The sequence below is a fragment of the Pseudomonas sp. N-1-13 genome, from assembly GCF_057787095.1.
The window spans coordinates 5,461,530-5,475,854 of record NZ_JBYNRI010000001.1 but is presented as its reverse complement, the minus strand read 5'-3'; the positions used below and the strand labels follow the sequence as shown (position 1 = coordinate 5,475,854).

Below are 14,325 nucleotides of genomic sequence, written 5' to 3'. Positions count from 1 at the left end.
TAGAGCCCTCTGGCCCGCGGCTTAATTGCCTTTTACCTGCATTAGGTGCCGATAGATGGCTTCGCGGCGCTCGCCCAGCACCCAGCGAATCAGTGGGTGGTTGAGCCATCGTTTGAGTTCATGGTCTTTCAATGGCTCTTTCAGGCGATTTTCAACGTTCTCCCTGGCCTTTTCCCACCAGACCGGCGTGCAGGCCTGGTCGAACGGGTTGGTGTGACGGTAGCAGCCGTAGAGAATTTCGCGCATGAATTGCCGTTTATGGCTGGGTAACGCCACGGTAATCAATTTATAAGCCAGACGTTGCAATGTGGGCGGTCGGGGTAACGTCGCGGTGACTTGTCGGGTTTCATCCAGGGCCGATTGGCACATGGGCGCGGCATGATGTTTGTCGAGCCAAGCCTTGGTTTTGGCGCGGAACAGCTGTTTGCGGCTCCAGTAATGGTGAATCAGGTCCGGACATTCGCGCACGTGTACCGAACGATAGGCCGCCACCGAAAGGCAAAACTCTTCCAGCGTGTAGGCTCCGTTCGCCATGGGATAAAACTCGTCCATCAGGGCAATCGAGCGATCCAGAACTGATGCGTCGGTCCAATGAAGACCAATCACGCCCGAGTTCAACTGCGGCATGTTGTCATCCGCCAGTTGCCGTCGTTGCAGGGCTTGCGCCAGCGTTACGTAAAGTACGGCATCCTTGTTGGCGCCATAGTTCAGATCTACCGCGTTGCAGAGCAACGTGCCGGGCTGAATGCGCCGAAACAGCTCCAGAGGAGAGCAGTGGAAGAAGGTGTCGGTGTCGATCAGCAGTGCCAGCTCGACTTCCTCAAGCACCTTTTGCATGACTACATGCTTTGCGCGAAAGTGATAGCCATGCGGCTCGATCCAGGTCTGACGGGTTTCGTTGTCGAGGTGGCGTACGCGCACCGGGAGTCCAGCGTAGGGCATGGGATTGTCGGTAAATACTTGGATGTCCAATGCCTCACCCGGGCTCTCGCGCAGTCCGGCCAAGGCGCTGGCAATGCTGAACACGGCTTCTTGATGATAGGTCTCGGCCCCATAGACCAGATAAATGAGTTGTGGGGTCGTTAACCTTTGACCAATAGGCATCTACTGCATCCCTCCAGATATTTCGGGTAGAAAAAAGGCCTTGGTTTTTCGCCAAGGCCTCTTTGTACCGCCCAATTAAGACATTAACGCGGCAGCTTGAGGTTATTCCATACTGCGAGGCTGGGCTCGGCCTGGTTCAGGGTATAGAAATGCAGCCCCGGTGCCCCGCCCTGTAACAAACGTTCACACATTTGTGTGATGACTTGCTCTCCGAAGCTTTGGATGCTGGATGTGTCGTCGCCGTAGGCTTCCAGCTGCTTGCGGATCCAGCGTGGGATTTCTGCCCCGCAGGCGTCGGAAAAACGCGCGAGTTTGCTGTAGTTGGTGATCGGCATGATCCCCGGCACGACAGGAATGTCGACGCCCATCTTGCGTACGCGGTCGACAAAGTAGAAGTAGCTGTCAGCGTTGAAGAAGTACTGGGTGATCGCGCTGTTGGCGCCGGCGTTGGCCTTGCGTACGAAGTTGAGCAGGTCGTCTTCGAAATTGCGTGCCTGGGGGTGCATCTCTGGGTAGGCCGCCACTTCGATATGGAAGTGCTCACCGGTTTCTTCACGAATGAATTCAACCAGGTCGTTGGCGTGGCGCAGTTCACCGCTCGCCATGCCCATACCCGAGGGCAGGTCACCGCGCAGGGCCACGATACGGGTGATGCCGGCAGCCTTGTACTGGCTCAACAGGCTGCGCAGATCGGCTTTGCTGTCACCCACGCAGGACAGGTGCGGGGCGGCGGGGATTTTGACTTCACTTTCGAGCTGCAACACGGTGTTGATCGTGCGGTCACGGGTCGAACCGCCAGCGCCATAGGTGCAGGAGAAGAAGTCGGGGTTGTAGCTCGCCAACTGACGGGCAGTGGCGATCAGTTTTTCATGCCCAGCATCGGTCTTCGTCGGGAAGAACTCGAAGCTGTAGCGACGGTCTTGGGACATGGTCATATCCTTGGAAACTCGTAGGCCGGTGAGGCTTGCATATCCCTTGCGGGAGCGGACTCATGTGGGAGCGAGCCTGCTCGCGATTGGCATCACCTCGGTCTGACAGTCAGATCGAGGTGTCTGCATCGCGAGCAGGCTCGCTCCCACAGGTCCGCTCCACCAAGGAGGCAGCGCCGATCAGTACCGGTAGGCGTGGGGCTTGAACGGGCCTTCGACGGTCACGCCGATGTAGTCAGCCTGTTGCTTGGTCAGTTTGGTGACCACGCCGCCGAAACCGCGGACCATTTCCAGGGCCACTTCTTCGTCGAGTTTCTTGGGCAGCACTTCCACGGTCAGGCGCTCGGCTTTCTGGGCTGGCGACAGGTCGGCGTATTTCTGGCCGAACAGGAAAATCTGCGCCAGGACCTGGTTGGCAAACGAGCCGTCCATGATGCGGCTTGGGTGGCCGGTGGCGTTGCCCAGGTTCACCAGGCGGCCTTCGGCCAGCAGGATCAGGTAGTCATCGTTCTGTGGGTCGAAGCTGCCGGCGCCGGTGCGATGCACCTTGTGGACCTGTGGCTTCACTTCTTCCCACGCCCAGTTCTTGCGCATGAAAGCAGTGTCGATTTCATTGTCGAAGTGGCCGATGTTGCAGACCACGGCGCGCTTTTTCAGGGCCTTGAGCATGTTCGCGTCGCAGACATTGACGTTACCGGTGGTGGTCACGATCAAGTCGATCTTGCCCAGCAGCGCTTTGTCGATGCTTGCTTCGGTGCCATCGTTGTTACCGTCGATGAACGGCGAAACCAGCTCGAAGCCGTCCATGCAGGCCTGCATGGCGCAGATCGGGTCAACTTCGGACACCTTGACGATCATGCCTTCCTGGCGCAGGGACTGAGCCGAGCCCTTGCCCACGTCACCGTAGCCGATCACCAGCGCCTGCTTGCCCGACAGCAGGTGGTCGGTACCGCGCTTGATGGCGTCGTTGAGGCTGTGACGGCAGCCGTACTTGTTGTCGTTCTTGCTCTTGGTCACCGAGTCGTTGACGTTGATGGCCGGGATTTTCAGTTCGCCCTTGGCCAGCATGTCCAGCAGGCGGTGTACGCCGGTGGTGGTCTCTTCGGTCACGCCGTGGACGTTGTCCAGTACGGCTGGGTATTTCTTGTGCAGCAGTTCGGTCAGGTCGCCGCCGTCGTCAAGAATCATGTTGGTGGCCCATGGCTGGCCATCCTTGAGGATGGTCTGCTCCAGGCACCATTCGTATTCCTCTTCGGTCTCGCCCTTCCAGGCAAATACCGGGATACCGGCAGCGGCAATGGCGGCAGCGGCCTGGTCCTGGGTCGAGAAGATGTTGCAGGACGACCAGCGCACTTCGGCACCCAGGGCAACCAGGGTTTCGATCAGCACGGCGGTCTGAATGGTCATGTGGATGCAGCCGAGGATCTTCGCGCCCTTGAGCGGTTGCTCGCCGGCGTATTTGCGACGCAGACCCATCAGGGCTGGCATTTCGGATTCGGCGATGATGATTTCGCGACGACCCCAGGCAGCCAGGGACATGTCAGCGACTTTGTAATCGGTAAAATCTGCAGGCGTGATAACAGCGCTCATGAAGAGCCTCCATTCGTAATGTATGCGAATGGGCGCCGTTGTGCGTTTAGTGTCCGTGCGGGGAGCCCCGTACAAACAACGCCCCATCCGAGCCTGACAGGTCGAACCTGCTGCAGCGCCCCTCGGACAGGTGGCGGGAACGGTCCAAAGCGAGGACCGAGGTAAAGCGGTGGCGATTATAACGGGCTAATCGGATCTTCCAAAGGGTTTCTGTCGGCAAATCAAAATTGCCGATGATCGTTATTGGGACCCCGACATAGAGCCACGCTGCCCGGTCTGCCATGATGCAGGCATCCATCGGCCAGACGCTCAGGAGTGAACATGAATTTCCACACCCGCAAGTGGGTCAAGCCCGAAGACCTCAACCCCAACGGCACGCTGTTTGGCGGCAGTCTGTTGCGCTGGATCGACGAGGAAGCGGCGATCTATGCCATTGTCCAGCTCGGCAACCAGCGTGTGGTTACCAAATACATCTCCGAAATCAACTTCGTCAGCGCTTCGCGCCAGGGCGACATCATCGAACTGGGCATCACCGCCACCGAATTCGGCCGCACCTCGATCACCCTGACCTGCGAAGTGCGCAACAAGATCACCCGTAAAAGCATCCTCACCGTGGAGAAGATGGTCTTCGTCAATCTTGGGGAAGATGGCCTGCCGGCGCCGCACGGCCGGACCGAGATCAAGTACGTCAAGGATCAGTTCCAGGACGATATTGCCAGTGCGTGAGATCGGCGGCGTCGCCAATCGCACGCAGGCTCGCTCCCACCTGAACTTGCGGTCGGTCGCAGCATTGTTGTCTACCACCCATCCCTTGTGAGAGCGAGCCTGCTCGCGACGGCAGTGCTTCAAGCTCCTGGATTTCATCCGCCACTGAACAGCTCCGAAGGCCGCGTGTCGTAGGTACATCACGCCACCGGTTCAGGAGCTCCATGGACACTCGTAAAGACGGCAAGACACCTGATCTTTCGGCACAGGAAAAGCACGAAGTCGACCGCAATCAGCCACCGCGGGCCGCAGTGCTGCATGAAATTATCCGGACCCAGGGCAATCAGGAACTGGAGCGCAGTGTCGCCGCGCTTTGGTGGTCGGCCCTGGCCGCCGGGTTGACCATGGGCCTGTCGCTGATGGCGATGGGGCTGCTCAATTCCCGCTTGCCCGAGGGTGAAGCCTTCAAGGTGATCGCCAGCTTCGGCTACTGCGCCGGTTTTCTCGCGGTGATTCTTGCCCGTCAGCAGCTGTTCACCGAAAACACCTTGACCGCCGTGCTGCCCATCATGAGCAAACCCACCTTGGGCAACTTCGGCCGTCTGTTCCGCCTGTGGGGGGTGGTGCTGGTGGGGAACCTGTGCGGGACCTTGCTGGTGGCCTATGTGATGCTGCATCTGCCGATTTTCGACCGCCGCACCGATATGGCTTTTCTGGAGATCGGTCGCAAGGTCATGGAAAACGACACTGGCCAGATGTTCGCCAAGGGCATCATTTCAGGCTGGATGATCGCCACCATGGTCTGGATGATCCCGTCCATGGAGAGCGCCAAGATGTGGATCATCATCCTCATCACCTATCTGATGGCGCTTGGGGATTTCACCCACATTGTCGTCGGCTCGGCCGAAGTGTCCTATCTGGTGTTCGCCGGCCAGCTGTCGTGGGAGGACTTCTGGATGGTGTTTGCCGGGCCGACCCTGGCAGGGAACATCATTGGTGGCAGTTTCATCTTTGCGCTGCTGAGTCATGCCCAGGTGCGGAGCGAGACCGGCCAGCCTAGTCGGCCACACCCACCAGGGCGTCCTGACGACGCTGACGATAAATAAAATACAGTGCTGTCAACACGGTCAGCCCGCCCACCAGAGCGCCGGTCCATGGCAGGTCCGCCAGGTCGGCGCCGCTGGCCACCACCAGGCCGCCAATCCAGGCACCAGATGCGTTGCCAAGGTTGAACGCGCTCTGGTTCAGGGTCGAGCCCAGGTTCGGCGCTTCTTGGGCCTGGTCGATGATCAGCAATTGCAGGATCGGACACAGTGCGAAGGCGAACACACCCCATAGGACCAGGGTAATAGCTGCAGGAACCACCGACCGGCTGGTCTGGCTGAACGCGGCCAGCACCAGCACCACCGCCAGGGCCATGGCTACCAGCGAAGGCAGCAGGCGCCGGTCCGCCAGCCGTCCGCCGAGGAAACTGCCCGCTGTCAGGCCGACACCGAATAGCAGCAGCATGAGCGTGATGCCGTGGGGGCTGACTCCCGTGATGTCCTGCAGGATCGGCGCGATGTAGGTGAACACGCTGAACAGGCTGGTGGAGGCCAGCACGCTCATGCCCAGGGCCAGCAGCACGTTGGCCTTGCCCAGCACTCTGAACTCGCTGGCCAGATTGGCCTTCTCCATGGGAATTTCCCGGGGCAGCCAGACCCATTGGGCAAGGGCGGCAATGATCCCGATGACCGATACCGCCCAGAAGGTCGAGCGCCAGCCGGCATATTGGCCCAACGCAGTGCCCAAGGGCACGCCCAGTACATTGGCCAGGGTCAGTCCTGTGAACATCATCGCAATGGCTTGGGCCCGTTTGTTCGGTGCCACCAGTCCGGCCGCGACCACCGAGCCGATCCCGAAGAATGCCCCGTGGCACAGTGCGGTGATGACCCGGGCGGCCATCAGTGTGGCGTAGTTCGGCGCCAGGGCGCAGAGCACGTTGCCGACGATGAACATCAGCGTCATGCCCAGCAGCGTTGCCTTGCGCGGCATGTTGGCGGTGCCGATGGCCAGGATCGGCGCGCCGAACACCACGCCCAGGGCGTACCCGGTAATCAGCAGCCCGGCCTGGGGAATGCTCACGGCCAGGTCACGGGCGACATCGGGCAACAGCCCCATGATGACGAATTCGGTGGTGCCGATGCCAAAAGCGGCGACGGCCAAAGCAAGCAAGGCGAGTGGCATGCGCAAAGTCTCTGTCTGTAGTCTTGACGCTCTGATCAGGCATACGCATGCCGATGCGCCGGTTCGGATGAAACGGGGCAGCAGCAAAATTATTGGAATTGGTTTATGCGCAACTGAGTGCGGCGTGGTCGTTTGCAGTATAAACGGGCGCTGATGGATGGCGAATCAATTCTCTGGACGCAATAAGGAGCTTGCTGTGCTGGCAACGGCCTTGGTATTGGTCGCCGCGCTGTTGCATGCGGCATGGAATACGCTGATCAAGTTCAGTGGCGAGCGTTTGCTGGTGGTGGCGTGCATGGACAGCGTCGCGTTGCTGTTCGTGGTGCTGGTGCTGGGCTTCGTGGCGTTGCCACCGCTGGAGATCTGGCCGTGGATCCTGGCGTCGGCGGCATTCGAGCTGTTGTACCGCTATCTGTTGATCCAGGCGTATCGGGTGGGTGACCTGGGGCTGGTCTATCCGCTGATGCGTGGTCTGTCGCCATTGGTGGTGCTGGCTTTGACGTTGATCTTCGCCGGAGAAGTGCTGACAACCCATCAGATCATCGGCATCTTGCTGATCCCGTTCGGCATGCTGTGCCTGTTGTGGCAGGGCGGTGGTGGCGAACGGTTGCCCTGGTCGATGCTACCGGTGGTGGCGCTGATCGGCCTGTGCATCGGCTGCTACACCTTTATTGACGGCCATGCCCTTCGGCGCTGGCCCCGGCCACTGGATTACCTGGCCTGGGTCACGCTGCTCAGTGCCTGGCCCTTTCCGTTGCTGGCGCTGGTGCGCAAACGACCTGCGTTCATGCTGTTCTGGCGTGAACAGTGGCGGCTTGGGCTGGCGGTCGGGTTTTGCGTATTGTTGAGCTACGCTCTGGTGCTGTGGGCCATGCAACTGGGCTCGATTGCCGAAGCAGCTGCGCTGCGGGAGATCAGCGTGATCCTGGTGGTGTTGTTTGGCATGCGCTACCTGAAAGAACCTTTCGGCCGGCCGCGGCTCTTAGCCTGCGGGCTGGTGCTGATTGGCATGTTGGTGATGAAATTCTGACCAGTGCCTCGATTCTTGTTTTTCTATAACACTCAAAGAAGGAACTGCTTCATGACGGTTGCCCTGTGGTGCATTTTGATTGCCTTTCTCCTGCCTTACCTGTGCATTGCGATCGCCAAGGCCGGTGGAAAGTACCGGTTGAGCGACAACCACGACCCTCGGGATTTTCTGGACTCGCTCGAAGGAGCCCCCCGGCGTGCATACGCCGCGCAACTGAACAGCTTTGAAATCGCCCCGTTTTTCGCCGCTGCCGTGATTGTCGCGCACCTGGCCGGCAATGCCGAGCTTGTGACCATCAACGTGCTGGCGGTGCTGTTTATCACCAGTCGTCTGCTGTACATGATCTGCTATCTGGCGGACTGGGCGATCTTGCGTTCGCTGGTGTGGTTCGTGGGGGTAGGGTTGGTGTTGAGTTTCTTCTTCGTTTCGGTCTGAGCCTGGCGGTTGAGTCCCGTTGTCTGTGCTGTCCCCATCGCGAGCAGGCTCGCTCCCACAGTTGATCTCCAGTGGACACATGTTTTGTGTACGGCTAGATCCAATGTGGGAGCGAGCCTGCTCGCGATGGCGCCGGTACAGTCAGCCCACTTCTCAGGGATTGGCGGTGACCGTATTGGCAACCTGCGGCACCTGCGGCAATGCCATGCCCTTGGGCCACAGCATCCAGATCTGCCCCTGTTGTTTCATATCCCCGGCCAGGTTTCCCGCTGCTTCGCCGGTGCCCCAGAACAGATCCGCCCGTACTTCGCCGGCAATTGCGCCGCCGGTGTCCTGGGCCGCGACCGGGCGGTTCAATGCACTGCCGTCAGGGCGGGTGGTGGACAACCACAACAGGCTTCCCAGAGGAATCACCTTGCGATCCACCGCCACGCTATAGCCGGCGGTCAGCGGCACATTCAGTGAACCCCGTGGCCCTTCGTTGCTGTCGGGGTTGCGGTTGAAAAACACGTAGCTGGGGTTGCTGCCGAGTAATTCGGGAATCCGGTTCGGGTTGGCTTTTGCCCAGGCACTGATGGTGCCCATGGTCACCTCTTCTTTCTTCAGTTCGCCCTGTTCGACCAGCCAGCGCCCGATGGGCCGGTAGGGGTGGCCGTTCTGGTCGGCATAGCCGATGCGCAACTGGCGGCCGTCATCGAGTCGAATGCGGCCCGAGCCTTGGATTTGCAGGAATTGCAGGTTCATCGGGTCTGTCAGCCAGGCGATCACCGGAGCCTTCACCCCGTTGGTTTCGATGGTGGCCGCGTCGTCGTAGGGTTTGAGCACTCGGCCTTCGAGGCGACCGCGCAGGCGCTTGCCCTTGAGCTCGGGGTAAATACTGTCCAGCGACACGATGATCATGTCCTCCGGAACCCCGTACACCGGGATGTTGGCGCTGGCAGTCTGGGTGAGGCTGCCGGGGTAGACCGGTTCGTAGTAACCAGTAATCAGACCGTTGGGGCTGTTGTCACCCGAGCGCAGGCCGTAGACATCCAGGTTCTGCTTCAGAAAGCTGCGCACATCTACAGCGGTCAGCGGCACATTGGCCGCCGCCGCGCAGGTGGCACCCCACACCGCGTCGGCTTTGAGCCGGTTGCAGGCGCTGCGCCAGGAGCCAAAGCCCGCCAGCAGGTCTTCGTCGGACACCGATGGCAAGGCTTCCCACGGTGCGCTGACATAAGTAGCGACGGCGTGAGTCTGGGGCTCTTCGGCTTTGTCGCCGCGATTGCAACCGGCCAACAGCGCGATAAGCGGTAGGGTCAGCGCCAGGCCTTTGTGCCAGGTCTTGAAACTGTGCATGAGATTTCCTTGCCGGTCGTACGGACGCTCCAGGCGTCCAGACAACCCGTATTGATAATAGGGCTATTGGTCTTTGCCGATGACCCGAGGATACTAACCGCCGTTTCCTGCTCCGAGGCCAAGATGTTTGTAAAACGATTTTCCATGGCCGTGCTGGCCTGCCTGATGTTGTCCGCCTGTGGCGGTGTCGATCCCAATTCCCCGCTGGGCCAACGCAAAGCGATCTTCAAGCAGATGCTCAAGACCAACGAAGAGCTCGGTGGCATGCTGCGCGGTCGCATCCCGTTCGACGGCCCGCGCTTTGCCGAGGGCGCGGTGCAACTTGATCAACTGTCCCGCGAGCCGTGGAAGCATTTCCCGCAAGTGCGTGAAGAAGACCACACCAGTGCCCGGGATGAGGTCTGGCAAAAACAGGCGCGTTTCCAGGAACTGGCCCGCAGCCTTGAAGCCGCCACCGGTGAGTTGGTAACCGCCAGCAAGGTCCAGCCGTACAGGGCCAGCAACCTGGGGCCTGCGGTGCAGAAAGTAGAGGACGCGTGCAGTGCCTGCCATAAAGAGTTTCGGGATTATTGAGTAGGGGCAGCTGCAAGTTTTTAGCTGCAAGCTGCAAGCTGCAAGTGTGAAGCTTGGGGCTTGCAGCTTACTTATCCAACTCATCCACCGCTTCCTGCAACTCTTTGCGCGAAGCCGCCAGCTTGTCCTTGCGTTTGTTGATCCGCTGCGCGTCGCCTTTTTTCATGGCTTTGTCCAGATCGGCCTGACGCTGGTTGACTTCGTGCTTGGCTTCAAGAACCTTGTTTTCACGTTCCTTGCGCAGGGACGCGTCGGTGCAATGGGTGGTGACCTGGCTTAATGCTGTTTCCAGGCCGGCTTGCTGGTCTTTGTTGTCGCGGGACTTGGCCAGCTCGATTTGATTGATGATGCCCTGGCGCTTGGCTGCGCAGCCGGTGAGCTCCGGTGTTTGCTCGGCTGCCATCAGGGGGGCGGCCATAGCGCTGCATAGTGTCAGCAGTGCGATAGGAGACAGGAAATTCATAGCAACTCCGTGAAAACTCGCGAACGGTTGGTATAGATGCGCTGTTGGAGCGCATGTTTACCCCTTGGGTTCAACTGTGGGACCTGGATTAAAAACCGTCGACCCCGGCACCCCTTAGTACTTCACTTAACGCCAGCACCTGTGGGTCGCGAAAAAAAGCCCTCAGTTGCGCAGCGCGTCCCGGGCCGATACCGGCTTCGGCTTGCCAATGTTCGATGTCGCGCTCGGCAAGCACCTGCCATGGCCCTTCCAGCCGGACCTCGCCGGTGGGTGGCAGGCCAAGAGCCTTGAGCCACTGCCCAAAAGGACGTTGCCGGGCGCTGTGCAGGCTGTCGAGCAAGCGGGCGCTGCTGCGTTCGCCGAAGCCGGCAATGTTAGCAAGCTCGTCGGCATCGAGGGTCATCCAATCCAGCAATCCATTGAGTCGACCGGCGGCCAGGAGTTTTTCCCAGGTGCCCGGGCCGACATGGGGCAGGGCTAACCCGTGCTTGCCGCTGAGCCAGCCCAGGCGCGCCAGAAACTGGCTTTCGCAGCCGGGTGTCGGCTGCCAGCAACTTAAAAAGTGATAATCGGCTGCCGCTGGGGCGTTCACGTCCTGGCGCTCGACACTACGCAACACGACGCTGTCCAGGCGTGGAATGGTCAGCCCGGCCAGGCTGATGGCGACCCGGTCGCCAGGACGAATGTCCATTTGCTCCCAGCGTTTGAGGGTGATGACGCTCACGCGGCGGATTCGTCGGTCGTCGAGCATGGCAGGTTCAAGTTCCAGCACGGGCGTGATGCGCCCGGTACGACCAATCTTGAAGCGCACGTGGCGCACCTCGGCCAGGGCCTGGGCATAGGGGTACTTCCAGGCCACGCTCCAGAACGGCGCCCGGGCTTGCCAGCGGTCGGCCGGTGGGCGGCGGCTTTGACGCAGGACGATGCCATCGCTGGCAAAGGGCAGTGGCGTGCGATACCAATGGTTGCGCCAGTGCTCAACGTCGGCCAATGCCTGAACGGGCTGGCTGTAGCCGATGGTGTCGGCGAAGCCCAGCGCCTGCAGGGTCGCCTCCCGTTCGGGCAGCGTGGCCGGTCCGTCAGGCCAGTCCCAGACAAACAGGCCGATGTCCGCCCCTTCTTGCGCGGTCAAATTCGTGCGCGCCATCAGCCCCGCCACGGTCGCCCGGGCGTTGAGACTGCCGTTGCTGGCCTGGACATGGGCAATCAGCCGCCAGTACAGCTCACCCTGAACGACCAGGTCCAATGGCTGATTCAGCCGTTGCGGGATGGCGTTGATTTTGTGCGCAGCCCAGGTCCAGTCTTGCCCCTGGACACCATCACCGCGGCTGATCGCCTGATGCAGGCGCCCCCCGCGATAGATCAGAGTCACGGCCACGCCATCGACTTTCGGTTGGACCCAGAGGTCTTCTCGGCCTTGTAGCCACGCCTTGACCGCGGCGGCATCCTTGAGTTTGTCCAGGCCGGTGTGTGCAACCGGGTGTGGCACTTTCCCGCCCGCCGTACGCAGGGGGAAACTGGGTGCCACAAGGTCAAAGCAGTCGCGCCAATGGCCCAGCTGGATGCGGGATTGATCGTAGAGTTCATCGGCTACCAGTGATCGGCCGAGACGGTGATAGCTGTCATCCCACGAATCGATTCGCTGTTGCAGGGCGGTGATTTCCGCCTGGGCGCGTCCGAGGGGCCAGTCGGGACAAGGCGCGGCAATGACAGGGAAGGAGATGAATATAAAACAGGCCAATAGGCGTGATAACGGCAGCATCGAAGCATCCTTGCTTGGTGGTGTGCTTGAAGGCTAGTCACTGTCACAGAAGGTGCGAGGCTGGGAGCGTTACCGGATTTTGCAGGGGGCAATAGCGAAGTCGTGGCGGTACAGTGCAGGGTGATTTGGTTGCGCAACTGTGCCTTGAACCCATCAGGGGCGAGTGCAGAATGGGGGCTCGATCCGCTCTGCCAGGCGTGCATCCCTATGGACCTGACGACCCTCGCTGTTTTCATCCCGGCCTGCTTCGCGCTGAACATGGCGCCGGGGCCGAATAACCTGCTGTCCATCAGCAACGCCTCGCGTTATGGCTTCGTCCGGGCGTGCAGCGGTGGCATTGGCCGGTTGCTGGCGTTTGCACTCATGATTGCCCTGGCAGCGGTGGGATTGACCGCTGTGCTGCATACCTCGGAACTGTTGTTCCTGGGGATCAAGTTCGTGGGTGCTGCTTATCTGTTCTACCTTGCCGTGCAATTGTGGCGGGCGCAGCCAGAAGCCGGAGCTGAAACGGCGGTCACTTCGATGAGCGTGACCCGCCTGGCACGCCAGGAGTTTCTGGTGGCGATCGGCAACCCGAAGGCGATCCTGTTGTTCACCGCCTTCCTGCCGCAGTTCGTCGACCGCGCCAGCACTGTCACCCAGCAGTTCGCCGTGCTGGGCGGCCTGTTCCTGGCGCTGGAGTGCATTGCCATCGGGTTGTATTGCTACATGGGGATTTATGCGCGGCGGCTGTTTGCCCGGCCGAGCGGCAAACGTCTGTTCAATCGCCTGTGTGCGGGGCTGCTGGCCAGTGCGGCTTCGTTCTTGCTGGTGGCGCGACGGTCCTGAAGTCGATGGCCCCTTGCTCCCACAGATAAGTGCCCAAGCGACAAATCCTTGCATGGCTTAACCCCCCCCTGAATGGGTATGGGCCGGACATGAAAAAGCCCCTGACGACCCAGTCGCCAGGGGCTTTTCGTACCCGCAGTTTTTACAGGCCGGCAGCGGCGCGCAGGGCGTCGGCGCGGTCGGTTTTTTCCCAGGTGAAGGTGGTGAAGGTGTCGTCACCGACCGTCTTGGTTTGCGGCGTGCGGCCGAAGTGGCCGTAGGCGGCGGTGTCCTGGTACATCGGGTGCAGCAGGTCGAGCATGGTGGTGATGGCGTACGGACGCAGGTCGAACACTTCACGAACCAGCTTGATGATCTTGTCATCGCCGATCTTGCCGGTGCCGAAGGTGTTCAGCGAGATCGAGGTAGGCTGAGCAACGCCGATGGCATAGGAAACCTGGATCTCGCAGCGCTCGGCCAGGCCGGCGGCCACGATGTTCTTGGCCACATAACGACCGGCATAGGCTGCCGAACGGTCGACCTTCGATGGATCCTTGCCGGAGAACGCGCCACCGCCGTGACGGGCCATGCCGCCGTAGCTGTCGACGATGATCTTGCGGCCGGTCAGGCCACAGTCGCCTACCGGGCCACCGATGATGAACTGGCCGGTCGGGTTGATGTGGAACTGGGTGTCCTTGGACAGCAGCTCGGCAGGCAGTACGTGCTTGACGATCAGCTCCATCACGCCTTCACGCAGGTCTTTATAGGACACTTCGGGGTTGTGCTGGGTCGACAGTACGACGGCATCGATACCGACAACCTTGCCGCCTTCGTAACGGCAAGTCACCTGGGACTTGGCATCCGGGCGCAGCCAAGGCAGCAGGCCGGATTTACGGGCTTCAGCCTGGCGTTGAACCAACTGGTGCGAGAAGGTGATCGGTGCTGGCATCAGCACGTCGGTCTCGTTGCTGGCGTAGCCGAACATCAGGCCCTGGTCGCCGGCACCCTGGTCTTCAGGCTTGGCGCGGTCAACACCCTGGTTGATGTCGGGGGACTGCTTGCCGATGATGTTCATCACGCCGCAGGTCGCGCCATCGAAGCCGACGTCGGAGCTGTTGTAGCCAATGCCCAGGATGACGTCACGGACGATCTGTTCCAGGTCGACCCAGGCTGAAGTGGTGACTTCGCCAGCGATGATCGCCACGCCCGTTTTCACCAGAGTTTCGCACGCCACGCGGGCGAACTTGTCTTCAGCAATGATGGCGTCCAGCACCGCATCAGAAATCTGGTCGGCGATTTTGTCCGGATGCCCTTCAGACACGGACTCGGAGGTGAAAAGGGAGTATTCGCTCATCTCGATGTT

Annotated in this window: 14 protein-coding genes and 1 riboswitch; of the genes, 6 read left to right on the top strand and 8 right to left on the bottom strand. The window is 60.5% G+C overall.

The features are described 5' to 3' along the window. Positions 1-21: 21 nt before the first annotated feature. The 3 genes from AC3I65_RS24545 to ahcY form a co-directional block, all read right to left on the bottom strand. Positions 22-1,104, bottom strand: coding sequence for a hypothetical protein (locus AC3I65_RS24545; protein WP_488524234.1), 1,083 nt, complete (start codon positions 1,102-1,104; stop codon positions 22-24). 83 nt (positions 1,105-1,187) lie between these two features. Further along, entirely contained in the window at positions 1,188-2,033 is an 846-nt protein-coding gene (metF, locus tag AC3I65_RS24540) for a methylenetetrahydrofolate reductase [NAD(P)H] (RefSeq protein ID WP_047230426.1), read from the bottom strand. A 180-nt stretch (positions 2,034-2,213) separates the two neighbouring features. Further along, positions 2,214-3,623 (bottom strand): adenosylhomocysteinase, encoded by a 1,410-nt coding sequence (gene ahcY / locus AC3I65_RS24535; RefSeq protein ID WP_076383373.1) that lies wholly within the window; start codon positions 3,621-3,623, stop codon positions 2,214-2,216. Between the two features lie 23 nt (positions 3,624-3,646). Next, positions 3,647-3,753: riboswitch (S-adenosyl-L-homocysteine riboswitch) on the bottom strand. A 191-nt stretch (positions 3,754-3,944) separates the two neighbouring features. Here ahcY and AC3I65_RS24530 point away from each other — a divergent pair. Continuing rightward, entirely contained in the window at positions 3,945-4,349 is a 405-nt protein-coding gene (locus AC3I65_RS24530; protein WP_047230424.1) for an acyl-CoA thioesterase, read from the top strand. A 203-nt stretch (positions 4,350-4,552) separates the two neighbouring features. Next, positions 4,553-5,434 carry a formate/nitrite transporter family protein gene (locus AC3I65_RS24525; protein WP_047230423.1) on the top strand — a complete coding sequence of 294 codons (882 nt, stop codon included), beginning with the start codon at positions 4,553-4,555 and terminating at the stop codon, positions 5,432-5,434. Here AC3I65_RS24525 and AC3I65_RS24520 read toward each other — a convergent pair. After that, positions 5,385-6,554, bottom strand: a complete 1,170-nt coding sequence (locus AC3I65_RS24520) for an MFS transporter (protein ID WP_047230422.1) — start codon at positions 6,552-6,554, stop codon at positions 5,385-5,387. The two genes, AC3I65_RS24525 and AC3I65_RS24520, sit on opposite strands and share 50 nt — an antisense overlap. A gap of 196 nt (positions 6,555-6,750) precedes the next feature. Between AC3I65_RS24520 and AC3I65_RS24515 the strand changes: the two genes are divergently transcribed. Continuing rightward, positions 6,751-7,584, top strand: a complete 834-nt coding sequence (locus AC3I65_RS24515; RefSeq protein ID WP_047230421.1) for an EamA family transporter — start codon at positions 6,751-6,753, stop codon at positions 7,582-7,584. A 51-nt stretch (positions 7,585-7,635) separates the two neighbouring features. Next, positions 7,636-8,019: an MAPEG family protein gene (locus tag AC3I65_RS24510; protein WP_488524233.1), complete on the top strand. Its 384-nt coding sequence runs from the start codon at positions 7,636-7,638 to the stop codon at positions 8,017-8,019. A 153-nt stretch (positions 8,020-8,172) separates the two neighbouring features. Here the strand turns inward: AC3I65_RS24510 and mltA are convergent, their stop codons facing one another. Next, positions 8,173-9,357 (bottom strand): murein transglycosylase A, encoded by a 1,185-nt coding sequence (gene mltA, locus AC3I65_RS24505; RefSeq protein WP_076383375.1) that lies wholly within the window; start codon positions 9,355-9,357, stop codon positions 8,173-8,175. A 123-nt stretch (positions 9,358-9,480) separates the two neighbouring features. Between mltA and AC3I65_RS24500 the strand changes: the two genes are divergently transcribed. Next, positions 9,481-9,930, top strand: coding sequence for a c-type cytochrome (locus tag AC3I65_RS24500; protein ID WP_047230418.1), 450 nt, complete (start codon positions 9,481-9,483; stop codon positions 9,928-9,930). 67 nt (positions 9,931-9,997) lie between these two features. Here AC3I65_RS24500 and AC3I65_RS24495 read toward each other — a convergent pair whose 3' ends face one another. Next, on the bottom strand, positions 9,998-10,393 hold the full coding sequence (locus AC3I65_RS24495; RefSeq protein WP_047230417.1) for a DUF1090 domain-containing protein: 396 nt from the start codon (positions 10,391-10,393) through the stop codon (positions 9,998-10,000). Positions 10,394-10,481: 88 nt separating this feature from the next. Further along, a complete protein-coding gene (gene ligB, locus AC3I65_RS24490; protein WP_488524232.1) occupies positions 10,482-12,155 on the bottom strand; it encodes an NAD-dependent DNA ligase LigB in 1,674 nt (557 codons plus the stop codon). 207 nt (positions 12,156-12,362) lie between these two features. Between ligB and AC3I65_RS24485 the strand changes: the two genes are divergently transcribed. Next, positions 12,363-12,983: a LysE family translocator gene (locus tag AC3I65_RS24485; protein WP_076383377.1), complete on the top strand. Its 621-nt coding sequence runs from the start codon at positions 12,363-12,365 to the stop codon at positions 12,981-12,983. Positions 12,984-13,125: 142 nt separating this feature from the next. Here AC3I65_RS24485 and metK read toward each other — a convergent pair whose 3' ends face one another. Further along, on the bottom strand, positions 13,126-14,316 hold the full coding sequence (metK, locus tag AC3I65_RS24480; RefSeq protein ID WP_047230414.1) for a methionine adenosyltransferase: 1,191 nt from the start codon (positions 14,314-14,316) through the stop codon (positions 13,126-13,128). Between the last annotated feature and the right edge of the window lie 9 nt (positions 14,317-14,325).